The following is a 23256-nucleotide window of genomic DNA, read 5'->3' on the forward strand; positions in this document are numbered from 1 at the left end:
CCTACTCCTCGGCCAGTTCGATCCAGAAGTCCCGGATCATGGACGCGAGGGCCGTCGTTCCGGCCTCGCCCACCCGCAGCCCGGGGAGCACGTCGGAGAGCAACGGCAGGTCGGCCAGGTCGACATTGCGCATCTTGGCGAGCTCCAGGGTGTCGCGCACCACCAGTGCGAGGCCGTCCGCCGTCCAGCCGCGTACCGGATCGGGCGGCACGGCGACGAGCACGGCGTGCGGTGCCTTGGCGTCGGGCCGGTCGAAGTGGAACGACACACCGGTCAGTTCCGACTCCGGGGAGACGCCGTCGTCGCGCGTCCTGTTCGTGGCCAGCGCGTCCGCGCCGGGCACCACCTCCACCCACTCGTCGCACACGATGCCCGCGAGCTGCTGTGAGCCGGTCGGCGGGACGGGCGTGTGACAGACCAGGTGCCGACGGGCGGGTGGCCGGTCGGACGGGTCGAAGGGGCCGCCGATCCAAGCGCCTCCCGCGGGCGTCTGCGAGGCGGACAGGCGGCTGGGCCGTCCGGTGCGGGCTCCCGCCAGCAGCAGCGTCTCGTGCCAGGTGCGGACGGCGGGGCGGACCGCTCCGTGACGGCGCAGCCAGTCGGCCACGTCCGCGCCGGTCGTGTCCGGCACCGTCGGGGGTGGGGACACGCCCGGGAGCGGCGGAGCCAGCGGTAGCCCGGTGCCGAGGAACTCCGCGAGCACGCGCGTCACCTCCGCCAGCCAGCCCGGGGTCGTCGAGTTCCGGGCCAGTTCGGCGAGGCGTGCCGGGTCGCCGTCGATTCCGAGGGCCTGGCGCCGCTGGGCGTCCTCGACCTTCTCGGCGAAACCGGCGACCCGTAGGCGGACACTCTCCACGTCCGGCGACGGAAGCGTGTTCCCGTCGTCGAGCACATGGGCCGGCAGCAGTGGTGCCGCGCCGACCAGCAGGCCCTGGATCCGGCCGGTGACCGCACGCAGTTCGTCCCATCCCTCGCCGATGGCGACCTCACCTCCCGGCACCCCGGCCAGTTCGGCGATCCGGCGGTGCAGTCGGCGGTGAACACTGCCCGCCACGTCGAGCACCACGCCCAGCGCGCTGAAGCCGACCTGCTCCAGCGTGAACGCGAACGACTGCGCCTGCGTCCCGCCGGCCCGGACGGTGCCGACCAGCCGCCACGTGGCCGCGGGGCCCAGCAGATGGGCGACCCACGCGTCCACCCGTGGCTCAAGGGCGGAGAAGGCGTCCGCACCCCACCCCGCGGGCCGCGAGGACGCGGGCGGGAGGAGTGCCGCCACGCGGTGCGTCACGGCCCGCCCCCGGTGTGGGGTGCGCAGTACGTCGAACCGGTCCGGTACGTGCCGGCCCGCACCCAGTGAGTCGGCCGACAGCCCCGCCCGCAGCGGATTGCCGCCGACGAGCTGATGCACGCTCTCCGCCAGCAGCAGGTCGCTCACCGCGTCGAGGGCGTCGACCAGGTCGTCCAGCGCGGGAAGCACCCGGGGGTCGGCCGGAGGCAGCCCGTGCGCGGCCAGCACCGTGTGCACGGTGCCCGCGGAGTGCGCCCGCGCGAGCGCGATGCCGTCGACGACGTTGCGCGCGGCGATCGCCTCGGTGCTGCGTTGCCAGAGCTCCGGCTCGGGTTCGTCCGCCGTGGGCTCATGGGCGACGGGCGCCGGGAAGGCGCGACGGAAGGGGTCCTTCTGTGCGTCGAGGGCCGCCTCGTGCAGCGCGCGCTCGAAGCGGTAGCCGAGAAGCGAGCCGAGGCTCTGCCCGCGCCTGATCCCGCCCAGCAGCCAGCGCGCGATCCGAGCGCGCCGCGACGTCAGGTCGACGGCCAGCGGCGAGAGCGCGTCGGCGGCGGCCGCGGACTGCGCGTCGCGGTGGGCGAGGTATCCGGACCGCAGCACGGCCGCGGTCGCCGCGTGGTGCAGGGAGGGCGCGTGGACGAACCCGTCCGACGGTCGTGCCGAACCCGGGTACAGGTTCTCCACCCAGCCGTATCCGCCGAGTCTCGTTCCGGTGGTGCCTGTGGCCCGTGTGTCACTGAGCCGCTTGGCGGCGAGGGAGGTGGCCCAGGCGTCCCACCGGTGGGAGCAGACGTCGAACAGCTCGAAGGCGAGCGGCAGGTACCCGTCCGCCGGTACGCCGGCGAGCGCGCGCAGACCGGTGGTCAGCAACCCCACGGACGGGAGCCCCTGGCGCGCGTTGTCCAGGAACTGGTTCGCGTCCGCACTGGCCGGTCCTTCCTCCAGCCGCTTGCGGATCGCGGCATCCACTGCGTTCGGGAGGTCGAAGGCCAGGTCGAACCCGTCGCCTACGAACCCGTCGCGACGGGTGTGGAAGACGTCTCTGCCGTCGCCGTTCACCATCAGGGGGACCAGGTCGGTCGCCCTGTCCGCGGTGCCGAAGCGGAAGTGCCCGAAGATCGTCGGCGGACGGTCGAAGGAGGCGTCGCCCGTGTTCGTCAGCGGCCACCGCGCCAGATACTGCTCCTGCGTCAGCTCGTCGCGCAGGAACGCCACAGCGTCGGTGAGCTGACGGCGGCTGTCGTCGAACAGGGCCGCGTACTCGGTCGCGTTCGGCGCGAGGCGTTTCGGGACGAAGGCGTAGTCGGGTGCGGTGGTGTTCGAGGTCCAGGCGATATTGCTGGTCTCCTCCGACGGAATCGTCCACCGCAGGCCCGAGCGGACGCCGCAGAGCGCCACGGCCGGGCTCGGCGCGCGCTTGCTGATGCCGTCGAACTTCTGCAGCCCGCCCCGGGAGGTGGTCTCGCGCCTGATCACAAGGTCGTTCGACACGGGGAGCCGTGTCAGGATGTCCACGGCCAGCCAGTCGGCCGGTGTGCCGTCGGTGACCCGCGGGACCCAGCCCGGTGTGAGCGCGGCCCGCCAGTGGTGCCGCAGACGCTGCAACCAGGGCAGCAGCAACGCGTCCGCACCGTCGTCACGGTCGGGCACCCACTCGTCGAGCGCCGTCACCGGAAGGATTCCGTACGGCTGGCGCCCGGCGCGCACGGTCGGCAGCGGGCCGCGACTGCGAACGTGGTCAGCCAGGTGGTTCCTGATCCTCACCCACCGCTCGTGGACGGCCCGGCGTTCGTCGTCCGGCCGCGGCGCACCCGAGTCGGGCAGGATGCTCTCGCTCTGGAACTCGTACGCGAGCGACCACCAGCTCAGCAGGGACAGCGCGGCGATCGGTCCGTCGCCGTCGTTCGCGGCGCCCGTGCATTCGGCCAGGAAGCCCGCGTCGCTCAGGCCGAGGGCCCTGGCCAGGCGGAAAGCGTCGGTGTGTTCCGTGAGGGCCGGAGGCGGGCCGGGCGGCATCGGGCTGGGGCGCGACGACCAGGCGGACGTGGTCTCGGGCGTGTTGTTCGTCGGGGTCCCCGGTGCGAGGAAGCCGAACCCGTCGCTGAACGCGTGACCGTGCAGACAGCGGCGCAACTCCTTCGCCGCGTCCTGGGGGGACAGATCGCTGACGCCCACGACGAACAGCTCGTCGAGGTGGTCGAATTCGGGCGGGAGCGTCAGTACGGTGCCCATGCCGGCGGCGACCGCCGCGTCGAAGTCGATCGCCCACTCCGCGTGCTCGTGATCCTGCGCCGACTCGTCGGCGGCGAGCAGGCCGAGCGGCAGCGGGTCGGGGATGTCGGCTCCGGTTCTGTCGACGGCGACCTTCCCGTCGACCAGACCGAGGAAGCGCCAGCGTGCGGGGAGACTCGTCACCTGAGGAGCACGCCGCCGGCGCGGGTCACGCAGCCGCGGCTCGGGCGCGCCGGGCCGCGCCGCCCGCGTCGCCCAAGCGGCCCTGGACGGGCTGACCTTGCGCACCAGCTCCCGCCAGGCGTGGTCGCCCGGATCGGCCCAGTAGGCGCGGGCCGCGTCCAGCTCATCGCGGGTCAGCGCCGGATCGAACGCATCGATGTGGATGTCGTCGGGATACACACGCACCTTGATGCTGCGGGCGTCGGCCGTCCACTTCGTCTCGATGCGCGCGGGCAGCAGGGCGATCGGCACGGTGTTTTCCACGCCGAAGAGCGCCTCCTCCGCGTCCAAGGATGCCCTGAGCCGCTGCCCGGCATCGGCGAAGTCGGCCTGCAGCTTGGCCAGTTCCTCCAGCAGATCCGCCTGGAGTTTCTCCGCGAAGCGAACGACCGCGAAGGGCGTGGGCAGCTGCCCCGGAAGCGTTTCCGCTCCAGGGGCCCAAGCGTGGATACGTGCGAGGGTGACCGCTCTGGCGTCCACGTCCGCCTGCTTGGCGTCGTGCCACAGCCGCGCTTCGTCGAGCGCCCGCCGCAGGGCGAAGGGGTCCTCCCGGCTGACGGCCGAGCCGGACAGGAAGATCAGCAGCCCTTCAGGTGCGGCGAGGACGGTCACCGTGCCGTCCGCACCGAGACCGAACATCACCGGGATACCCGGCACTCCTACGCCGGTCATCGCATACTGCGCCGACGGGATCAGCGTCAGCTCGTGAATCGTGGCCCGGGACAGAGCCCCCGCCGTCCACCCCAGCAACTCGGGAATCAGATCGTGCGACAGAGCCCGCCCGTCGACGGTGACTTGGTACCCATGAATGGTCAGGGTCCGCCAGGACACCGACGCAAAGCCGACGAAGCGGGGATCGAGCGTGATCTGGCCGTCGGTGGTGAGAGCGTAATGGAAGTCGGCAAGCCCCCTAGCCAGAAAGAACATGTACTGCCGACTCGGAATAAGCGTAAGTTCGTGCGTGGTGCCGCGACTAAGCACACCGGACCTACCAAGAAGCTCAGGCGTCAGATCATGCGACAGCGCCCGCGCGTTGAGCGTGACGGCGAAGCCGCGGATCGTCAGTGTGCGGCCGGCGGCCTCGGCGAAGGCCCCGTATTCGGCAGCCACCGTGACGACGCCACTTCTGGTGAGAGCGTAATGAAAGTCGGCAAGTCCTCGCGCCAGAAAGAACATGTACTGCTGACTCGGAATGAGCGTGAGATCGTGCGTGGTGCCGCGACTAAGCACACCGGACCTACCAAGAAGCTCAGGCGTCAGATCATGCGACAGCGCCCGCGCATCAATGGTGACCTTATATCCACGGATGGTGAGTGTGCGACCGTCGGCTTGAGCGAAGGCATTACAGTCCGGCGGAATGGTGACCTGGCCGTCAGTGGCGAGAGCATAATGGAAGTCAGCGAGCCCCCTAGCCAGAAAGAACATGTACTGCCGACTCGGAATAAGCGTAAGCTCGTGCGTGGTGCCGCGACTAAGCACACCAGACCTACCAAGAAGCTCAGGCGTCAGATCATGCGACAGCGCCCGCGCGTTGAGCGTGACGACGAAGCCGCGGATCGTCAGTGTGCGGCCGGCGGCCTCGGCGAAGGCCCCGTATTCGGCAGCCACCGTGACGACGCCACTTCTGGTGAGAGCGTAATGAAAGTCGGCAAGCCCCCTAGCCAGGAAGAACATGTACTGCTGACTCGGAATAAGCGTGAGATCGTGCACGGTGCTGCGACTAAGCACACCGGACCTACCAAGAAGCTCAGGCGTCAGATCATGCGACAGAGCCCGCGCATCAATGGTGACCTTATATCCACGGATGGCGAGTGTGCGACCGTCGGCTTGAGCGAAGGCATTACAGTCCGGCGGAATGGCGACCTGACCGTCGACGGTGAGAGCGTAATGAAAGTCAGCGAGCCCTCGCGCCAGGAAGAACATGTACTGCTGACTCGGAATAAGCGTAAGTTCATGCACGGTGCTGCGACTAAGCACACCAGACCTGCCGAGAAGCTCAGGCGTCAGATCATGGGACAAAGCCCGCGCATCGATGGTGACCTTATGGCCGCGGATCGTCAGTGTGCGGCCGTCAACTTGGGCGAAGGCATTACAGTCCGGCGGAATGGCGACCTGACCGTCGACGGCGAGAGCATAATGAAAGTCAGCGAGCCCCCTAGCCAGAAAGAACATGTACTGCCGACTCGGAATGAGCGTAAGTTCATGCACGGTGCTGCGACTAAGCACACCAGACCTGCCAAGAAGCTCAGGCGTCAGATCATGGGACAAAGCCCGCGCGTCGACGGTGACCTTGTATCCGCGGATCGTCAGGTTGAGCCCGCTCGCCTCCGCGAAGCCGACGTGGTCGGAATGGAGACTCACCTGGCCGTCGGACGTCACGGTGAAACGGAAGTCCGCGAAGCCTCGGGCCAGGAGGAATCCGTAGCCCTCGGCAGGGATCAGGACAAGTTCGTGGGCGGTGGCGCGCGGAAGCACCGCGTCGTTTCCGTTGAGGAACGGCCGAAGGTCGTGGGAGAGGGCTCGGCCATCGACAGTGACGGTGAATCCGTGGATGGTGACGAGGGGTGTGCCGTCCGCGGAGACGCCGACCGAGCCGCACTGCGCCACGGTTTCGGTCAAGTGCACCGCTCCGTCGGCACCCACGCCGAACAGCGGCACCACCACCCTCGGGCCGGGGACGAATCCGTACCCCTCGGCCGGCAGGAGCGTCAGCCCGTGGGCCGTGCTCCTCTCGAACCGTGCCGCGCTGCCCTTCAGGAATGCTTCCAGGTCATGCGACAGCGCCCGCCCGTCGAGCGTGACAGGGAAGCCGCGGAGGATCAGCGTGCTGGTGCCGCGCCCTCCGAGGAAGGCGTCGTTGGCGGCGTCGTACTCGACGAACCCCTCTTGTGTGACCTGGAATTCGAAGCTCGCCGGCCGACCGGGGACCTGCTCAATGCCATAGACCCCGGGGGCGAGGGAGAGCACCGGCGCGCCCGCGCCGTCGACGAGATCAGAGCTGTGTCCTGAGACGGAGAACTTGGTGCAAGTCAGACCACTGCTGTCGATTCTGATCTCGGCCATGTCGTTTCCCTGGTGGCTCTGAACATCCTGGAAGACGTTCCGACGACGGAGACGTCCCGACAACTCCGTATCGCCAAAGGAAGGGGAGCACGGAGCCGGGGTTCGGGTGTTTGCACCCAGCCAAGACGGTGACTGCACGCGCCGGTCTGCTCATGTCCCCGCATTCCAGGATGTCACGGTGGCCTCCGGTCGCAACACCGATCCGGGAACAGCAGGTCGACCATGACGCCGAGCCGCGCGAGTGACCCCGTCGGCGCGTCCGCAGCCCACTCGCTCGAGGCACCTGACTGGTGGCACGGTTGTTCAGAACCGTGGGGCGTGCTGGACGTGCACGACGGCTCCGGTCGGGCCGTACGTCAGCACGGTGCCCTCCCAGCGGCCGAAGTCGAGGCCCGACCCGGCTGAGCCCAATGTGTAGTACTGCGTGGCAGTCGAGGCCCGGACGAACGTGTTCAGCGTCTGCGCCATGCGGTAGCAGAACACGTTGCCATCGCTGTTGCCGGGGCCGATGAACGCCGCCGAGCAGGAGAACAGGTCCACGCCCGCTGCGAACTTGTTCTTCAGCACCGCAAGTCGCGGAAGGTTGGCAGTGGACAGGTTCTCCTTGCAGAACCGCACGAAGGCAGGCGCGCCGTGGGCCATCAGCTTGAGGCGAACCGGATCCGCTGTGTGCTCGGCGGTGTGGGCAGAGCTGTCCAAGAACCACTGCAGCGGGGTGTCGGCGTCGACCTCGATCACGGTGTCACCCGCCGGCTTGTTGCCGGCCAGTCGCACGTCCCGGTACACGAGACGGTGCGGGCGGAACCCGCCGTCACCGGCGATGAGTTCGTCCGGAAAGGCTTCCGGTGCCCGGAAGAATCCCTTGAGCGCTCTGAAGGTGTTCTTGCCGGGCTCGACCAGCCCGTCCTGGAAGCCGAGTTGCAAGAGCTGGAAGCGGCGGATCCCCCCAATGGTCTTTGGGCCGACCAGACCGTCCACGTCCAGCGGAGGGGTGGGCCCACCTGCCGCCGAATCCACGTGGTTGAGCAGCATCTGAACGGTGAAGACATCGTCGGGGGCGTTCGTTCCACCTTCACCGACGCTCTCGGACAAGTTCCGAACACTCACTGCATGCTCCGTTCCCCGTAAACCCGCCCTGCCGCAAGGGGAAACAACATGGTGACCGGCAACCCGACCGTGGTCGGTTGCGGCTGCCACACCTGGGAAGACCACCGGGGGCAGCGCTGAACCGTGCGCGCGAACTGGCCGGCTAGGCCGTCCTCGCCTTGAAGTACTCCTGGAGATTTCGCTGGATTCCCTGGAGAACCTCGCTGGTTTGTTTCAGTCTTGACAGACGGGACTCTGCCGTTCGAGCGTAGTCCTCGTCCTCCCATTCTGTAGCGAACAGGTACCCGCTGAGAGCATCCATGGCCGATTCAGGGTCGACGCCATGACCGCTCTTGAGCAAATAACGATCCAATGGACTCTCATCGTCAGCAATCACATTGGCGACCACCGACGGGTGCCATTCTTCGGCATTGGTCAGCGAATGGTGTGTATCGAACCTCACTGTGACCAATTCACCTTTGGGGACATCCACGCCGTACCGACCCTCATCGTCGGTATACGCTTTCTCGATGAGAGTCCGATCGCGATAGACGCTGACCTTGATCATCGCGATCGGTTCCTTGTCGATGACTGCTCGCACTCGCCCATGCATGACGCTTTCCTCGCAATTGCGCTGTCTGCCGTCCGCTGCAATCGTGACCACAGGTCATCTTGGACTGGTCTGCCGCGCGAGCTCCAATTCCAGTATCCTCTGGATGCCGCGGTTCGCAACGCGTGCCAGGTACGGAGAGTTCACGGATGAAGCTCCTGGCGTCGACGGACCGGCCCGAGGCCCCGCCGCGGTCAGCGAGTTGTAAAGCGTTCGTCGCGCAGGGGTCCGCCCCCCGGCGTCGTAGAAGAAAACGTCGCTCGGGAACTCACCGTCGGGGTCGGGGAACTCCATCCTGCCGAAAGCCCGGACCCGGATCGGCGACGGCGCTGCGCGAACCCGTCCGGGCCGCGGCGTCGTCGAGCGTCGGATTCAGGGCCAGCCGGTGTGCGAGCCCGTCCAGCCCGCCGGGTGCCCCCAGCCTCCGTGCGACCAGGTCGAGCCCTGCGATCTCCGTCTGGTCGCGGGCGTGCGGACCGCACCACCCCACTCGGGTTGCGGCCCGCAGGGCCGGGCCCACCGATTCGGGCCGCCCACTCCCACGACCTTCCCTTCCACGACACCGACTGTCCGCCGGCGCCTCCAGTCCGATGGCGGCAATCTCGCGCAGGCCGGTCGTCGTACACCTCGTGTTCCCGCGCGCGGATCTCCGATACGCGGATGCTCGATGCCGGTCACGGCCTCCGGTTTCCGCACCGTACCGGCGCCCCGGAGCGTGATGGCGTCGGTCAGGCCACCGGGATCCTCCTGCGGGATCAGCGCGTCCGGCGAGGACTCTCCCGTGATCACGGCTCCCGTGGCGGCGTCCCGCGCCCCGGTGCGGAAAGTGATCACCGGACCCGGCTCGCCGGTCTCGGAGGTGGTGAGGCCGGACCCCCGTAGCGCCGCCGGCGGCGGGGTGCCTCCTGGGACGGGCCCGGTTGCCTGCCGGGCCCGTGGGGCCTCAGTGGCGGAACGGCCCGCGGACCTCGTACGTCACGCCGCCCGAGCCGCTGATCTCGCCGCTCGTGCCGCGCTGTGAGGAGAAGTAGGGGCGGCTGCCGTCCGGGGAGAAGGCCGGGCCGGTGATCTCGGAGTCGGGGTGGCCGTCGACGCGCAGGACCGGGGCGACCACGCCGTCCCGGGTGATGATGTTGATCTCCATGTTCCCGCCGTCCTCGGCGACGTAGAGGTCTCCGGCGGCCGTGCCGGTGATGTTGTCGACTCCGGTGAGGGTGCCGTCGCTGTTGCAGACGGACGTGATCGTCGAATCCTGGGTGTCGTACGCCCAGACCTGGCGGTCGCCCTTGGCGGTGAAGTAGCAGATGCCCTCGGCGTAGTGGCAGCCCTCGCCGCCGTCGAAGCGGCGGGCGGCGGAGAGCTGCTTGCGGGTCTGGACCAGCGGCGCGGACGGGTTCGGCACCTCGCGCCACTCGGCGCCGTCGCCCGAGGCGGCGCACGCCACGTCGAGGCGGCCGGAGGACAGGTCACCCCAGGTGTCGGGCGTGAAGCGGTAGAAGCAGCCGTCGTCCTCGTCTCGGTGAGGTGGACGACCCGGTGGTCGGGGTCGCAGGCGGCCGCCTCGTGCTTGAAGCGGCCCATGGCGTGGTGCGCGACGGCCTCGTTCCGCCCGTACGGGTCGGTCTCGAAGACCCTCCCCCGGAAGGTCTCCTCACAGGACAGCCACGTGTTCCAGGGAGTCGCGCCGCCCGCGCAGTTGAGGTTGGTGCCCGACAGGATGCGGTAGGCGCGGTCCACTGAGCCGTCGGCCCGGAAGCGGATGGCGGAGGCACCGCCCAGGAGCGGTATCTCGGAGTTGGAGACGCAGATCCAGCCGTCGCCGTCGGCGTAGCAGGCGCCGCCGTCGGGCGCCGAGTGCCAGACGGTGCCGCCGACGGGCCGCAGCGAGCGGGCGACGACGCGGCTGGACCGCCTACCACCTGGGCACGACCATGTGCCGGCAGGAGCTGTCCACCGGCGCCCACTCGCTGCGGGCCGCTAGCGGGGCCGGAGTGCGAGCAGGGTCCGAGGCGGTCGACGACTCGGCCGGCCGTCGACTTCGAAACGCCGAACGGCGGAGCGGGCTGCCGCGACGTCAGATCAGTGCGTCGGCGGGCCGCGGCCGGCAACACCCGGTCCTCCAGCGGCGGTCTCCACGGCCGCCGTCGGCGGACCACCGACGAATCGCCGGCCACGGATCACCGACCACCACCCAGCGCCGTCTGCACCCGGACGTACACAAGATCGCGGCCGCTGGGGCAGCGCTGTCCAAGGACACCGGTCCCCGACTGGTCCCCGAGAACGATCAAGGGCCGGTTTCGGATGGCTCCGAAACCGGCCCTGACCTACGACTCCGACGAGTCGGGACGACAGGATTTGAACCTGCGACCCCTTGACCCCCAGTCAAGTGCGCTACCAAGCTGCGCCACGTCCCGGTGCGATCGCGTGGGGTGAATCCTCGTGATCGCGCGAACAGCACTTTACCCCACGCCCCCGGCGCGGCCCGAATCGGACCGGGCGCGGGACAATCGGCGTATGGGCAGCATGGAGAGCACGTCGTCGGGCCGGACGGCCGCCGCGCGGGACCGGGACAGCGAGGGGCGGGCGCGCAACGCCCGGCCGCGGGACGGGCTCGGGCGGCCCCTGCCGTACGGCGCGCCGGGGGTGCCCCGGCAGCCCGAGGGGGTGGTGCGGCGGCCGGAGGAGAGCGTCGCGGAGGCGCAGCGGCTGCTGGACGAGGGGAAGCCGTTCCACGCGCACGAGGTGTTCGAGGACGCCTGGAAGTCGGGGCCGGAGGAGGAGCGCGAGCTGTGGCGGGGGCTGGCCCAGCTCGCCGTGGGGCTCACCCATGCCGCGCGCGGGAACGCCACCGGCGGGGCGCGGCTGCTGCGACGGGGCGCCGGTGCGGCGGAGGCGTGGGCCTCGGGAGCCGGCCGCCGGCCGCACGGGATCGATCTTCCGGGCGTGATCGCCTGGGCCCGCGGGCTGGCCGCCGAGGTGGAGGCGGGCGTTCCGGTGGACGCGGGGGCACGGGCGCCCCGGCTGCGGGGGGCCTCCTGACGGAGGGACCGGGTGCGGTGCGCGCACTGTCGGTGGCGTGCGGCAGACTCGGGGCGTGCGAGAGATTCATGTCATCGGTATCGGCGCGGGCGACCCCGACCAGCTGACCCTGCAGGCGGTCAGGGCGCTGCGGAGCACGGACGTGTTCTTCATCCTGGACAAGGGCGAGGCGAAGGCGGACCTGACCCGGCTGCGCCGGGACATGCTCGACACGCACGTACCGGGGGGTGCCTATCGCGTCGTCGAGGCACGTGACCCGGAGCGGGACCGGACGGCCGGCGGGCCGGCCTACTCCCCCGCCGTCGGGGACTGGCGCAGTGCCCGCGCGGACATCTACGAGCGGATGATCTCCGAGGAGCTGGGCGAGGACCAGACCGGGGCGTTCCTGGTGTGGGGGGATCCGGCGCTGTACGACAGCACGATCGGCATCCTGGAGGAGATCCTGGAGCGCGGCCGTGTCGCCTTCGACTACGACGTCGTACCGGGCATCAGCAGTGTGTCGGCGCTCGTCGCCCGGCACCGGACCGGGCTCAACCGGGTCGCCCGCCCGGTGCAGATCACCACGGGGCGACGGCTCGCCGAGGGGTTCCCGGAGGGCGTGGACGACGTGGTGGTGATGCTGGACGCCCACCAGAGCTTCCGCGCGTACGCCGACCAGGACATCGACATCTACTGGGGCGCCTACATCGGCACGCCGGACGAGATCCTCGTCTCCGGGCCGCTGGCCGAGGCGGCTCCCCGTATCGAGCGGCTCCGCGCGGAGGCCCGCGAGCGCAAGGGCTGGATCATGGACACGTATCTGCTGCGCCGCGGACCGGCCGAGGGCTGAGCATCCGGTCGGGTGCGTCCCGGCCGCCGACCCTCCGGGGCGCACCCCGGCGGAGTGCCGGGCCGCCGGTCACGGCCGGCGCGGGGCCCCGGGACGCCGTCGACGGCGGTCACGCCGCACGGTGGAGGCGGGCGGTGCACGACGGCGGCTCAAGGCCGAACGAGAGCGTCCAGTCGGCGCAGGGCCGTCGGCACGTCGGGGACCGCTGTCACCCCGTCCGGCAGGGGCGGGCGGCGTACGACGACGACCGGGAGGGCGAGGTCGCGGGCCGCGGTGAGTTTGGCGGCGGTCGCCGCGCCGCCGCTGTCCTTGGTCACCAGTACGTCGACGCGGTGGTCGCGCAGGAGGGCCGTCTCGTCGGCCACGGTGAAGGGGCCGCGGGCCAGCAGCACGCGCGTGTGCGGCGGCATGGGCGGCTCGGGGGGCTCTACCGACCGGACGACGAAGCGCAGGTCCGTCAGGTGGGCGAAGGCCGCGAGGCCGAGGCGGCCGGTGGTGAGGAGGACCCGATGTCCGAGCCGGGGCAGCAGGCCGGCCGCCGCCGCCAGTGACGGGACCGGGTGCCAGTCGTCGCGCGGGTCCGGCTGCCAGCCGGGGCGGCGCAGGACCACCAGGGGCAGCCCGGTGGCGGTCGCGGCCCGTGCCGCGTTCGCCGTGATGGTCTCCGCGAAGGGGTGCGTGGCGTCGACCACCGCGTCCACGCGCCGCTCGCGCAGCCAGTCCGCCAGCCCCTCCGCACCACCGAAACCGCCGACGCGCAGTTCGCCGGCGACCGCGCCCGGCCGGGTCACGCGTCCGGCGAGGGAGGTGGTCACCCTGAGGCCGGGGCGGCCGGACAGCTCGCCGGCCAGTGCGCGTGCCTCGGTGGTGCCGCCGAGGACCAGGACGTGGGGGGACATGGTGCCGAGGGTACGAGGCCCGGACGCCGCGACCGGCACCGGCCCGCCCGACGAAGATCGGCATCCGGCCGCACACACGTGCCCACACGCCCTACGATGACGCCGGGTGACTGGAGGAAGCATGGCCGTGGACTGGAGCAGGCGGGGCTATCACGCCCAGCGATGGGCGGCGCGGGGGGCGCTGACCGCCGCCGCGCTCGCGGTGTCGACCCCCCTCGTCTACGGCGGGCTGCGCGGTCTGCTGCTGCTGGTGTGCGGGATCGCGGGAATGGGGCTCAGCGCGGCCGCCGTGTGGTGGACGCTGACCCTGCGGGGCCCGCTGCGGTGGGTGTCCGCGCTGGTCGCCGTGTGCGTGCCGGCCGGGCTGATCGCCCTGTTCGCCGTGACCCTGTTCTGGTCGCTGCCGGTGTCCCTGGCCCTGTGGGGGCTGGCGGTGTGGAGCGGACGGTTCGCCCTGCGCGGCACGGGCGGCGGGCAGGCCCAAGTGCGGGAGCGGCGGCTGCCGCCGCCCCGGCGGCCGGTGCTGATCATGAATCCCCGGTCGGGCGGCGGCAAGGTGGGCCGGTTCCGGCTGCGGGAGAAGGCGGAGCGCCTGGGCGCCCGGGTGGTACTGCTCGAACCCGGCAGGCAGCACGACGTCACCGCGCTGGCCCGGGCCGCCGTCGCGGACGGCGCGGATCTGCTGGGCGCCGCCGGCGGCGACGGCACCCAGGCGCTGGTGGCGGCCGTGGCCGCGGAGCACGACATCCCGTTCCTCGTCATCAGCGCCGGGACACGCAATCACTTCGCCCTGGACCTCGGTCTCGACCGCGGCGACCCGGCCGCCTGTCTCGACGCGCTCACGGACGGCGTCGAGCTCCGTGTCGACCTGGGTTTCGCGGGTGAGCAGCCGTTCGTGAACAACGCCTCCTTCGGCGCGTACGCGGCGATCGTGCAGAGCCCCGCCTACCGCGACGACAAGATAGGCACCAGCCTGGAGATGCTGCCCGACCTGCTCACCGGTCAGCAGGGGCCCCGGCTGGTCGCCCGCGCGGGAGGCACGACGCTCACCGCGCCGCAGGCCGTGCTGGTCAGCAACAACCCGTACCGCACCGGCGACCCCTTCGGCCTCGGGCGGCGGGAACGGCTCGACTCCGCCGCGCTCGGCGTCCTCGGAGTGAAGCTGGAGGGCGCCATCAGCGCCGCCGCCCTGCTGCTGAACCCCGAGCCGAGCGGGCTCACCATCCTGACCGCCACCGAGGTCGTCGTCGAGGCGGACCGCGCGGAGATCGAGGCCGGGGTCGACGGGGAGGCCATGATCCTGCCCGCCCCCGTCCACTGCCGCATCGCACCCGGCGCGCTGCGCGTCCGGGTCCCGCGCAGGCGGCCCGGCGTCACACAGGCCCCGCCGCGACTGGACTGGCGGCGGCTGCGCAAGCTGGCGGCGACGGTCGGCCGTACCGCCGCGCCGAGCCGGCTCCACCGCCCGTACGAGGCACCCCACGGACCGCGGCCGCCGGCCGGACCGCACGCCGGTCCGGCCGGTCCGGACGGGCGGAACGAGCCGGCCGGGCCCCGCTCAGGGCACCAGTAGCTGGACACCGCCCACCACCGTCGCCGCGATCACCAGCCGTTCGAAGAGCCGCTGGTTGATCCTGTCCACCGCCCATCTGCCGAGGAGCGCGCCGGGCACCACGAACAGCACGAGCGCCGCGTCGAGGAGGAGCGAGTCGGCGTCGATCAGGCCGAGACCGGCGCTGAAGGGCAGCTTGGAGGTGTTGACGATCAGGAAGAAGAACGCCGATGTGCCCAGGAAGCCGAGCTTTCGGAAGCCCGCGGAGAGCAGGTACATCGACATCACCGGGCCGCCCGCGTTGGCGACCATGGTGGTGAAGCCGCCGAGGACGCCGTAGGAGCGGGCCTTGGCGCGGCCGGCGCGGGTGGTGACCCCGTCGGGCTCCTTCTCCGCGTCGGCCGTCCGCCGCCGCCACACCGTCACCCCGGCCATCAGCAGCAGGATCGCCCCGATGGAGATCCGTACGAGCCCGTCGTCCGCCCACACCAGGAACAGGGTCCCGGCGACGACGCCCGCCGCGACCGCCGGGAACAGCCGCCACAGCGTGGGCCAGTGGGCGTGCCGGCGGTAGGTGAGGACGGCGAGCACGTCCCCGGCGATCAGGATGGGCAGCAGGACGCCGGTGGAGGCCTTGGCGGGCAGCATGGCGGCGAAGATGGCGAGACTGACCGTGTTGGCCCCGCTGACGGCGGTCTTGGAGAAACCGACGAGCAGGGCCGCGAAGGCGAGCGCGGCGAATTCCCAGCCGTTGAGGTGCCAGAGCGTCATCATGTTCATTGCGAGAACAGATGCTATGCGCAGGCAATCGACGCCGGTGAGGAGCGTCTCGCCCGACGGCGCCCGGGGCGCTGGTCAGTGCCTCTCGACCAGCACCGCGCTGCCCTGCCCCACGCCCACGCACATGGTCGCAAGGCCGCGTTCGGCGCCGGTGCGGCGCATGCGGTGCAGCAGGGTGGTGAGGATGCGGGCGCCGGAGCAGCCCAGCGGGTGGCCGAGCGCGATGGCGCCGCCGCTGGGGTTGACCAGGCCGGGGTCGATGCCGAGCTGGTCGACGCAGGCCAGGGCCTGTGCCGCGAACGCCTCGTTGAACTCGGCCTCCTGGAGGTCGCCGATCGCCCAGTCGGCGCGGGCGAGCACCTTGCGGGTGGCGGGGACGGGGCCGATGCCCATGACGTCCGGGTGGACGCCGGCGGAGGCGCCGGCGACGTAGCGGCCGAGCGACTCCAGGCCCAGCTCGTTCAGGGCCTCCTCGCTGACCAGGATCAGGCCGGCGGCGCCGTCGTTCATCGGGGAGGCGTTGCCCGCGGTGACCGAACCGCCCGCGCGGAACACCGGCTTCAGCCGGGCCAGCTTCTCGAGGGAGGTGTCCTCGCGGACGCACTCGTCGGTGTCGACGACCACCCCGTCCGGGCGGGTCACGGGCAGGAGTTCGTCGTCGAAGTGACCGTTCTTGCGGGCGTCGGCGGCACGCTGGTGGCTGCGCAGGGCGAACTCGTCCTGGCGTTCGCGCGGGATGCCGTACCGGGCGGCGACCTCCTCGGCCGTCTCGCCCATGGCCAGCACCCCGTGCAGGTCCTTCATCGCGGGGTTGACCAGTCGCCAGCCGAGGCGGGTGTCGGCGGTCTCCATGCGGTGCGGGAGGGCCTCGTCGGGGCGGGGCAGGACGAACGGGGCGCGGCTCATCGACTCGGAGCCGCCGGCGATGACGATGTCGGCCTCGCCGGCCGCGATGGCGCGGGCGGCGGTGGTGACGGCCTCGAGGCCGGAGGCGCACAGCCGGTTGACCGTGGCGCCCGGCACGGACTCGGGGAGCCCGGCGAGCAGCGCGGCCATGCGGGCGACGTTGCGGTTGTCCTCGCCTGCCTGGTTGGCGGCGCCCCAGTAGACGTCGTCGACGCGGGCCGGGTCCAGCTCGGGCACGTCGGCGACCAGGCCGCGGATCACGGCGGCGGCGAGGTCGTCGGGCCGTACGGTGGAGAGGGCTCCGCGCAGTTTGCCGATGGGGGTGCGGCGGGCGGCCGCGAAGTGGACGGGACGCACGAGGGGACTCCTGACCGATGCCGGTGGCTGTGCTGTGGGTCGGCGACTACTCTTAATTAGCACCGCTAGTTTTTGACTATAGACCGCCGGGCCGCTCCCTGGGAAGCTCCCCACCGGCCACGGGCCGGGTTTGCGCCCGGGGGCCAGGGGCACCCGCGCGTTCATGGAGTGGTTGCGGAGCGCGGCCCGTGCGGGAGAGGACCCGGAGCCGTTCTTCCCCGTCGGCTCGACGGGGCCGGCGTTGCGGGACCTCGCCGCCGGGCGCGTCCGCGCGCGGCGCCGGGTGACCCCGCGGTGTCCCGGCTTCGCGCCCGACAGCGGTCCGGCCCCGGGCTTCCGGGGCGGCACCGGCGAGGACGAGCGCGAGGCACCGCTCCGTCGGACCACGGACGATTCGAGAAGGAGGAACAGCACCCCATGACCGTTGTGAGGAGCACCCTGCCCGACGAGGCCCGCCGGGTTTCCTGCGAGGCCCTCCAGGACACCCTGGTGGACCTGCTCGGGCTGTCGCTGATCGGGAAGCAGGCGCACTGGAACGTCGTGGGTCCGCGGTTCCGTTCCATCCACCTCCAGCTGGACGAGGTGGTCTCCGCCGCACGCACCCACGCCGACACGGTGGCGGAACGGGCCGCGGCGCTCGGCGTGCCGCCGGACGGCCGCCCGGAGACCATCGCCAAGGTCTTCTCGCTGCCGGCCCCGGACGAAGGCTGGCTGCGCGACTCCCGGGCCGTGGAGGTGATGACGGAGGCGCTCGGCGCGGCCGTCACGCGCCTGCGCGAACGCATCGACGCCACCGAGAAGGCGGACCTGGTCACCCAGGACCTGCTGATCTCGATCACCGCGGAACTGGAGAAGCAGCGCTGGATGTTCGAGGCGGAGAACTTCCCCGGCGAGTCCTGACCGTCACGGCACCGAAGCACACGCACGTAAGGGGCACATCATGAGCGACGCCCTCGAGATGGACGCGCTGTGGGACGACTTCCACCGCGTGGTGAACATGACCTCGGCGGAACTGGCGGCCTGGCTGCGGGTGAGTGACGCCGACGAGACGACCGAGCCGCTGCCGGACCGGGCGGGCAGCGAGACGGGACAGCACGTCCTCGCCATCCTCCAGAAACGCCGCACCGACCTCACCGAGGACGATCTGCGGGTGATGGAGGAGGTCGTGGACACCGTCACGGCGCAGACGGACCTGGAGAACGAGCCCGTGGCCGAGGACACCCCTCGCCGGCACCGTCTGATGACGCTCGGCCACGACCCGCTCAAGCCGTAGCCGCCGTGGCCGGCCGGGACGAGCGGGTGGTCCGTGCCCTCGTCGACGCGCACGGCCGGACGTACGCGGAGGAGGCCGGCATCGGGCTGAAGGACACCCCGCAGCCGCTGTACCGACTGCTGGTGCTGGCCCATCTGCTCAGCGCCCGCATCAAGGGGTCGATCGCCGTGGCCTCCGCCCGTGCCCTGTACGAGGCGGGGCTGCGCGATCCCCGCCGCATGGCCCGGGCCGGCTGGCAGGAACGGGTGGACGCGCTCGGCCGGGGCGGCTACCGGCGCTACGACGAGCGCACCGCGACCCAACTGGGCGACGGGGCCGAGCTGCTGACCGAGCGCTGGGGCGGAGACCTGCGCGGGCTCCGCGAGGAGGCGGACGGCGACATCGGTGAACTGCGCCGTCTGCTGCGGGAGTTCCCCGGTGTGGGTCCGGCCGGTGCCGACATCTTCCTGCGCGAGGTCCAGCGGGTCTGGCCGGAGGCGGCACCGCTGCTGGACGCCAAGGCCCTCGAAGGCGCACGGCGGTTGGGACTGCCGCAGGACCCTGACCGGCTCCTCGCCCTCGCTGGGCGTACCGAACCGGCCGTCCTGGCGGCGGCTTTGGTCCGCGCGGCGATCGACGAGCACGTGGCCGAGGACTCGTTGCGCCGGGCCGACGCCCCGTGACCCTGCGTCAACAGGGCTTTTCCACTCCCCCGTTCGCGGGACAACGTGATCACCACGCGGCACAATGGCCGCGGCGGCCCGATCACGGCCGTACGGGCGAGGGAGAGGGAGAGACCGTGAGTGAGAGCCACACCCCGCCGAGCGGCTCGGCGAGGCTGAACACCGGTGTGGCGCACAACGCGCGCGTGTGGAACTACTGGATCGGCGGCAAGGACAACTACGAGGTCGACCAGCGGGTCGGCGACCACGTCGCCTCGATCAACCCGGTGGTCCGGGACGTAGCCCGCGCGGACCGGGACTTCCTGGGCCGGGCGGTGACGTATCTGACCCGCGAGCGCGGTGTGCGGCAGTTCCTCGACATCGGCACCGGCCTGCCGACGGCGGACAACACCCACGAGATCGCGCAGCGGATCGCGCCGGACTCGCGGATCGTCTACGTCGACAACGACCCGATCGTGCTCGTCCACGCCCGCACCCTGCTGACCGGCACGCGCGAGGGCGCCACCGACTACATAGACGCCGACGTGCACGACCCGGACGCCATACTGGAACGCGCCGCCAAGACCCTGGACCTCACGCGGCCCGTCGCGGTGATGATGCTGGGGATCCTCAACTTCGTGCTCGACACCGACAAGGCCCGGGAGATCGCCCGCCGGGTCATGGCGGCGGTGCCCTCCGGCAGCTTCCTGGCCCTCACCCACCCCACGTTCGACCCCGAGGTCGGCGGCGAACTGCAGGTTCCGGCCATGGAGTTCTGGAACGCGAACGCCACTCCCCCGATCACCGCCCGGAGCGCCGCGGACATCACCGCGTTCTTCGAGGGTCTTGAACTGGTGGAGCCCGGTCTGGTGTCCTGCTCGCAGTGGCACGCCGCCTCCGACTCCGCCGTCGCGGTGCCGCAGTACGGCGCGGTGGCCGTGAAGCCCTGACCGCTGAAAGTATGATCAAGCAATGTCTGACATGACCGAAACCACGCCGGGCTGGCTGTCCTCCGACGAACTGGAGATGGCACGCGCCCAGATGCCGATCCTGTACGTCGAGGCCGTGCCCGTGCGCGTCGACGACAGCGGTGAAGTCACCAGCGTCGGTCTGCTGCTGCGCATCGGGCCCGACGGAACGGTCAGCCGGACTCTGGTCTCCGGCAGGGTGCTGCACCACGAACGGGTCCGGGACGCCCTGCTGCGCCACCTGGAGAAGGACCTCGGCCCGGTGGCGCTGCCCCGCGTCCCGGCGTCGCTCCAGCCGTTCACGGTCGCGGAGTACTTCCCCACGCAGGGCATCACCCCCTTCCACGATCCCCGTCAGCACGCGGTGTCGCTGGCGTACATCGTGCCGGTGACGGGTGACTGCCGGCCCCGGCAGGACGCCCTCGACCTGGTGTGGTTCAGCCCGCAGGAGGCCGTGTCGCAGGCGGTGCAGAGCGAGATGCCGGGCGGTCACGGGGTGCTGCTGAAGCAGGCCCTGGCCCACGCGGGCTGCGTGATCTGACGCGGGGGCGCTAGCTTTCCGCGTGGGTGAGGTTGGTGCCGGTCGACGGGTCGAAGACATGGGCCTTGCCCATGTCGACCCGGAGTTCGACGGGGGCGCCCTCGCGGGCCCGGGTGGCGGCGTTCAGCCGGGCCACGATCTGCTGGGCTCCCCGGGCCCCGGTGTCGCGCGCGCCCGAGTCCGTGGCGAGTTCCTCCAGTTCGGCGGTGGTCACCGGACCGCCCTCCGCGCTGAAGTAGACGTACGCGTCGGAGCCCAGCGACTCCAGCACGTCCACGGTGGCGGTGACGACGGGGCCGCCCGTCTCACGCGCCAGGCTCGCGTCCTCGAAGGCCTCGGGGCGCAGCCCGACGATCACCTCGCGCGGCGCGTCCCGCCGTTCCAGCACCCGGCGCGTGCGGTCGTCGAGCGGCAGATCGCCCAGCGGGGTGCGCAGGACGCCGCCGGACAGGGAGGCGCCCACGAAGTTCATCGCCGGGGAGCCGATGAAGCCCGCGACGAACAGGTTGCGCGGCATGTCGTAGAGCCGGGCGGGGGTGCCGACCTGCTGGACCAGGCCCTGCCGCATCACCACGACCCGGTCGCCGAGCGTCATCGCCTCGGTCTGGTCGTGGGTGACGTACACGGTGGTGGTGCCCAGGCGGCGCTGCAGCCGGGAGATCTGGGTGCGCATCTGCACCCGGAGCTTGGCGTCCAGGTTGGACAGCGGCTCGTCCATGAGGAACGCCTTGGGATCGCGGACGATCGCCCGCCCCATCGCCACCCGCTGGCGCTGTCCGCCCGAGAGGTTGGCGGGCTTGCGGTCCAGGAACTCGCCCAGGTCGAGCACCCGGGCGGCCTCCTCGACCTTGCTGTCGATGACGGCCTTGTCCACCTTGGCCAGCCGCAGCGGGAAGCCCATGTTCTCCCGCACGCTCATGTGCGGGTACAGGGCGTAGCTCTGGAACACCATGGCGACGTCGCGCTCCTTGGGGGCGAGGTCGTTGACGACCCGGCCGCCGATGCGCAGGGTGCCCTCGGTGATGTCCTCCAGCCCGGCGATCATGTTCAGGGTGGTCGACTTGCCGCAGCCGGACGGGCCGACCAGGATCACGAACTCGCCGTCGGCGATGTCGAGGTCCACCTCCCGCACGGCGAGGGAGCCGTCGGGATAGCGCTTGGTGACTCCCTCTAGGACGATCTCGGCCATGGGCGGCGCCTCCTTGCCTTCACGCTCATCCCTTGACCGCCCCGGAGGTCAGTCCGGCGACGATCCGCCGCTGGAAGAGCAGGACGAAGATGATGATCGGGACGGTGATCACCACGGCGGCGGCGGCGATCGACCCGGTGGGCTGCTGGAACTGCGAGCTGCCGGTGAAGAACGCGATCGCGGCGGGGACCGTGCGCGCGGACTCGGTGGAGGTCAGCGAGATCGCGAACAGGAAGTCGTTCCAGCAGAAGATGAAGACGAGGATGGCGGTGGTGAACACGCCGGGCGCGGCGAGCGGCACGATGACCAGCCGGAAGGCCTGCGCGGGTGTGGCCCCGTCCACCTTGGCGGCCTTCTCCAGGTCCCAGGGGATCTCCCGGAAGAACGCCGACAGGGTGTAGATCGCCAGCGGCAGCGAGAAGGTCATGTACGGGATGATCAGCCCGGGCCAGGTGTCGAAGATCCCGATGATCCGCTCGATGTCGAACAAGGGGGAGACCAGGGAGATCGGCGGGAACATGGCGATGAGCAGCGACATGCCGATGAGGAGCTGCTTGCCGGGGAACCGCAGCCGGGCCACGGCGTAGGCGGCCATGGTGCCGAGGATCACCGCGATCACGGTGGCGATCAGGGCGATGCCGATCGAGTTGATCAGCGCCCGGGTGAACTCGGAGGTCGCGAAGATGCCCCGGTAGTTCTCGAAGGTCCAGTCCCTCGGGATGTAGTTGCCGTCGGTGAGGGTGCCGGGGTCCTTGAACGACAGTGCGGCGATCCACCACACCGGGAACAGGGCGTACAGCACCACCACGACGTTGACGAAGCCCCACCGGGTGGCGTGCGAGGTGCCCGCGGCGGCCATCAGCGTTTCACCTCCGCGCCCGGTGCGGCGGCGCCGAACAGCTTGACGAAGGTGAAGGCGATGATCCCGACGCAGAGGAAGATCAGGACCGAGATCGCCGACCCGATGCCCAGGTTCAGCGCGGTGAACAGGTTGTCGTAGCCGAGGATGGACAGGGAGCCGGTGCCGTGGGCGCCCGAGGTCAGGACGTAGATGTTGTCGAAGATCCGGAAGGCGTCCAGGGTGCGGAAGAGCAGGGCGACCAGGATGGCGGGTTTCATCAGCGGCAGCGTGACCTTGGTGAACCGCTGCCAGGGGGTGGCGCCGTCGACCATGGCCGCCTTGAGGGTCTCCTCGGGGACGAGGGCGAGGCCGGCCAGCAGGAGCAGCGCCATGAACGGGGTGGTCTTCCACACCTCGGCGAGGACGATCAGCCACAGCGCGGGCCACTGCTCGGTGAGCGGGGCGTCGCCGCTGGGCAGCAGCTCGGCGAGGTAGCCGAGTTCGGGGGTCCAGGCGTACTGCCAGGAGAAGGCGGCGACGACGGTGACGATGCCGTACGGGACGAGGACCGCGGTGCGCACCGTGCCGCGCGCGAAGAGCGTGCGGTGCATCACCAGGGCGAGGCCCATGCCGAGGACGAGCTCGATGGCCACGGACACGACGGTGAGGAACACCGTGACCCAGAAGGCGTCCCACCAGAACGGTGAGGACAGCACCGCGCCGTAGTTGCTCAGGCCCACGAACTCGGCGCGTGCCGGGAAGCGCAGGTCGTAGCGCTGGAGGGACAGGTAGACCGCGTAGCCGATGGGGTAGGCGGTCACGGCGACCATGACGAGGACGGCCGGTGCGCACAGCAGCCAGCCCAGTCGGCGCTCCTGCCTGGCGCCGGCGGAGAGGGGCTTCCCGCCCTTCGCCTTGTCCTTCGTCGGCTCTGCCATGG

General features: G+C 71.0%; 17 protein-coding genes, 1 tRNA gene and 2 pseudogenes. 8 read left to right on the top strand and 12 right to left on the bottom strand.

The window, feature by feature from the left end; genetic code table 11:
• Position 1: 1 nt before the first annotated feature.
• From ACZ62B_RS01375 to ACZ62B_RS01400, 6 genes and pseudogenes are all read right to left on the bottom strand, one after another.
• Positions 2–6805 carry a hypothetical protein gene (locus ACZ62B_RS01375; protein ID WP_469689097.1) on the bottom strand — a complete coding sequence of 2268 codons (6804 nt, stop codon included), beginning with the start codon at positions 6803–6805 and terminating at the stop codon, positions 2–4.
• 303 nt (positions 6806–7108) lie between these two features.
• Positions 7109–7897, bottom strand: a complete 789-nt coding sequence (locus ACZ62B_RS01380; RefSeq protein WP_468728975.1) for a hypothetical protein — start codon at positions 7895–7897, stop codon at positions 7109–7111.
• Positions 7898–8054: 157 nt separating this feature from the next.
• A complete protein-coding gene (locus ACZ62B_RS01385; RefSeq protein ID WP_469689098.1) occupies positions 8055–8555 on the bottom strand; it encodes a carboxypeptidase regulatory-like domain-containing protein in 501 nt (166 codons plus the stop codon).
• An 889-nt stretch (positions 8556–9444) separates the two neighbouring features.
• A pseudogene (locus ACZ62B_RS01390) lies at positions 9445–10409 on the bottom strand (alkaline phosphatase PhoX); the annotation flags it as partial.
• A 72-nt stretch (positions 10410–10481) separates the two neighbouring features.
• Positions 10482–10663, bottom strand: a pseudogene (locus ACZ62B_RS01395) (transposase family protein); the annotation flags it as partial.
• A 178-nt stretch (positions 10664–10841) separates the two neighbouring features.
• Positions 10842–10915 (bottom strand) — tRNA-Pro (locus tag ACZ62B_RS01400).
• A 100-nt stretch (positions 10916–11015) separates the two neighbouring features.
• Here ACZ62B_RS01400 and ACZ62B_RS01405 point away from each other — a divergent pair.
• Entirely contained in the window at positions 11016–11540 is a 525-nt protein-coding gene (locus ACZ62B_RS01405) for a DUF309 domain-containing protein (RefSeq protein WP_468882598.1), read from the top strand.
• Between the two features lie 55 nt (positions 11541–11595).
• Positions 11596–12369: a precorrin-6A synthase (deacetylating) gene (gene cobF / locus ACZ62B_RS01410; RefSeq protein WP_344560059.1), complete on the top strand. Its 774-nt coding sequence runs from the start codon at positions 11596–11598 to the stop codon at positions 12367–12369.
• A gap of 149 nt (positions 12370–12518) precedes the next feature.
• Here the strand turns inward: cobF and ACZ62B_RS01415 are convergent, their stop codons facing one another.
• The gene (locus ACZ62B_RS01415) at positions 12519–13268 is read right to left on the bottom strand and encodes a cobalt-precorrin-6A reductase (RefSeq protein ID WP_468885974.1); all 750 of its coding nucleotides are present in this window, start codon (positions 13266–13268) and stop codon (positions 12519–12521) included.
• A gap of 121 nt (positions 13269–13389) precedes the next feature.
• On the opposite strand from ACZ62B_RS01415, the gene ACZ62B_RS01420 reads away from it, so the two are divergent.
• Positions 13390–14841, top strand: a complete 1452-nt coding sequence (locus ACZ62B_RS01420; RefSeq protein ID WP_469689213.1) for a diacylglycerol/lipid kinase family protein — start codon at positions 13390–13392, stop codon at positions 14839–14841.
• Here ACZ62B_RS01420 and ACZ62B_RS01425 read toward each other — a convergent pair.
• Together ACZ62B_RS01425 and ACZ62B_RS01430 are read right to left on the bottom strand one after the other, a co-directional pair.
• Positions 14827–15600: a sulfite exporter TauE/SafE family protein gene (locus ACZ62B_RS01425; RefSeq protein ID WP_468728966.1), complete on the bottom strand. Its 774-nt coding sequence runs from the start codon at positions 15598–15600 to the stop codon at positions 14827–14829. The two genes, ACZ62B_RS01420 and ACZ62B_RS01425, sit on opposite strands and share 15 nt — an antisense overlap.
• 75 nt (positions 15601–15675) lie before the next feature.
• A complete protein-coding gene (locus ACZ62B_RS01430; RefSeq protein WP_344560062.1) occupies positions 15676–16863 on the bottom strand; it encodes a thiolase family protein in 1188 nt (395 codons plus the stop codon).
• Positions 16864–17280: 417 nt separating this feature from the next.
• Between ACZ62B_RS01430 and ACZ62B_RS01435 the strand changes: the two genes are divergently transcribed.
• The 5 genes from ACZ62B_RS01435 to ACZ62B_RS01455 all read left to right on the top strand — a co-directional run bounded on the left by ACZ62B_RS01435 (position 17281) and on the right by ACZ62B_RS01455 (position 20286).
• A complete protein-coding gene (locus ACZ62B_RS01435) occupies positions 17281–17763 on the top strand; it encodes a Dps family protein (RefSeq protein WP_344560064.1) in 483 nt (160 codons plus the stop codon).
• Between the two features lie 40 nt (positions 17764–17803).
• Positions 17804–18136, top strand: coding sequence for a DUF3140 domain-containing protein (locus tag ACZ62B_RS01440; RefSeq protein ID WP_073936883.1), 333 nt, complete (start codon positions 17804–17806; stop codon positions 18134–18136).
• Positions 18137–18141: 5 nt separating this feature from the next.
• A complete protein-coding gene (locus ACZ62B_RS01445) occupies positions 18142–18798 on the top strand; it encodes an HhH-GDP family DNA glycosylase (RefSeq protein ID WP_344560065.1) in 657 nt (218 codons plus the stop codon).
• A 116-nt stretch (positions 18799–18914) separates the two neighbouring features.
• Complete coding sequence (locus tag ACZ62B_RS01450) at positions 18915–19727, top strand: SAM-dependent methyltransferase (RefSeq protein ID WP_469689099.1); 813 nt, start codon at positions 18915–18917, stop codon at positions 19725–19727.
• A gap of 31 nt (positions 19728–19758) precedes the next feature.
• The gene (locus ACZ62B_RS01455; protein WP_344560077.1) at positions 19759–20286 is read left to right on the top strand and encodes an NUDIX hydrolase family protein; all 528 of its coding nucleotides are present in this window, start codon (positions 19759–19761) and stop codon (positions 20284–20286) included.
• 10 nt (positions 20287–20296) lie between these two features.
• Here the strand turns inward: ACZ62B_RS01455 and ACZ62B_RS01460 are convergent, their stop codons facing one another.
• Genes ACZ62B_RS01460 through ACZ62B_RS01470 form a run of 3 tightly spaced genes read right to left on the bottom strand, consistent with a single transcriptional unit; the run spans position 20297 to position 23254 of the window.
• On the bottom strand, positions 20297–21475 hold the full coding sequence (locus tag ACZ62B_RS01460; protein ID WP_344560429.1) for an ABC transporter ATP-binding protein: 1179 nt from the start codon (positions 21473–21475) through the stop codon (positions 20297–20299).
• 25 nt (positions 21476–21500) lie between these two features.
• A complete protein-coding gene (locus tag ACZ62B_RS01465) occupies positions 21501–22334 on the bottom strand; it encodes a carbohydrate ABC transporter permease (protein WP_344560428.1) in 834 nt (277 codons plus the stop codon).
• Entirely contained in the window at positions 22334–23254 is a 921-nt protein-coding gene (locus ACZ62B_RS01470; RefSeq protein WP_344560427.1) for a carbohydrate ABC transporter permease, read from the bottom strand. Before ACZ62B_RS01470 ends, ACZ62B_RS01465 begins: the two co-directional genes overlap by 1 nt.
• Positions 23255–23256: the final 2 nt, after the last annotated feature.

It is taken from the genome of Streptomyces sp. NPDC053426 (assembly GCF_055585405.1).

Excerpts from the sequence above, each read along its gene's own strand:
- ACZ62B_RS01460 (WP_344560429.1), bottom strand. The coding sequence starts at position 21,475 with ATGGCCGAGATCGTCCTAGAGGGAGTCACCAAGCGCTATCCCGACGGC.
- ACZ62B_RS01405 (WP_468882598.1), top strand. The coding sequence starts at position 11,016 with ATGGGCAGCATGGAGAGCACGTCGTCGGGCCGGACGGCCGCCGCGCGG.
- ACZ62B_RS01440 (WP_073936883.1), top strand. The coding sequence starts at position 17,804 with ATGAGCGACGCCCTCGAGATGGACGCGCTGTGGGACGACTTCCACCGC.
- ACZ62B_RS01420 (WP_469689213.1), top strand. The coding sequence starts at position 13,390 with ATGGCCGTGGACTGGAGCAGGCGGGGCTATCACGCCCAGCGATGGGCG.
- ACZ62B_RS01415 (WP_468885974.1), bottom strand. The coding sequence starts at position 13,268 with ATGTCCCCCCACGTCCTGGTCCTCGGCGGCACCACCGAGGCACGCGCA.
- ACZ62B_RS01425 (WP_468728966.1), bottom strand. The coding sequence starts at position 15,600 with ATGAACATGATGACGCTCTGGCACCTCAACGGCTGGGAATTCGCCGCG.
- ACZ62B_RS01465 (WP_344560428.1), bottom strand. The coding sequence starts at position 22,334 with ATGGCCGCCGCGGGCACCTCGCACGCCACCCGGTGGGGCTTCGTCAAC.
- ACZ62B_RS01375 (WP_469689097.1), bottom strand. The coding sequence starts at position 6,805 with ATGGCCGAGATCAGAATCGACAGCAGTGGTCTGACTTGCACCAAGTTC.
- ACZ62B_RS01435 (WP_344560064.1), top strand. The coding sequence starts at position 17,281 with ATGACCGTTGTGAGGAGCACCCTGCCCGACGAGGCCCGCCGGGTTTCC.
- ACZ62B_RS01455 (WP_344560077.1), top strand. The coding sequence starts at position 19,759 with ATGACCGAAACCACGCCGGGCTGGCTGTCCTCCGACGAACTGGAGATG.
- ACZ62B_RS01470 (WP_344560427.1), bottom strand. The coding sequence starts at position 23,254 with ATGGCAGAGCCGACGAAGGACAAGGCGAAGGGCGGGAAGCCCCTCTCC.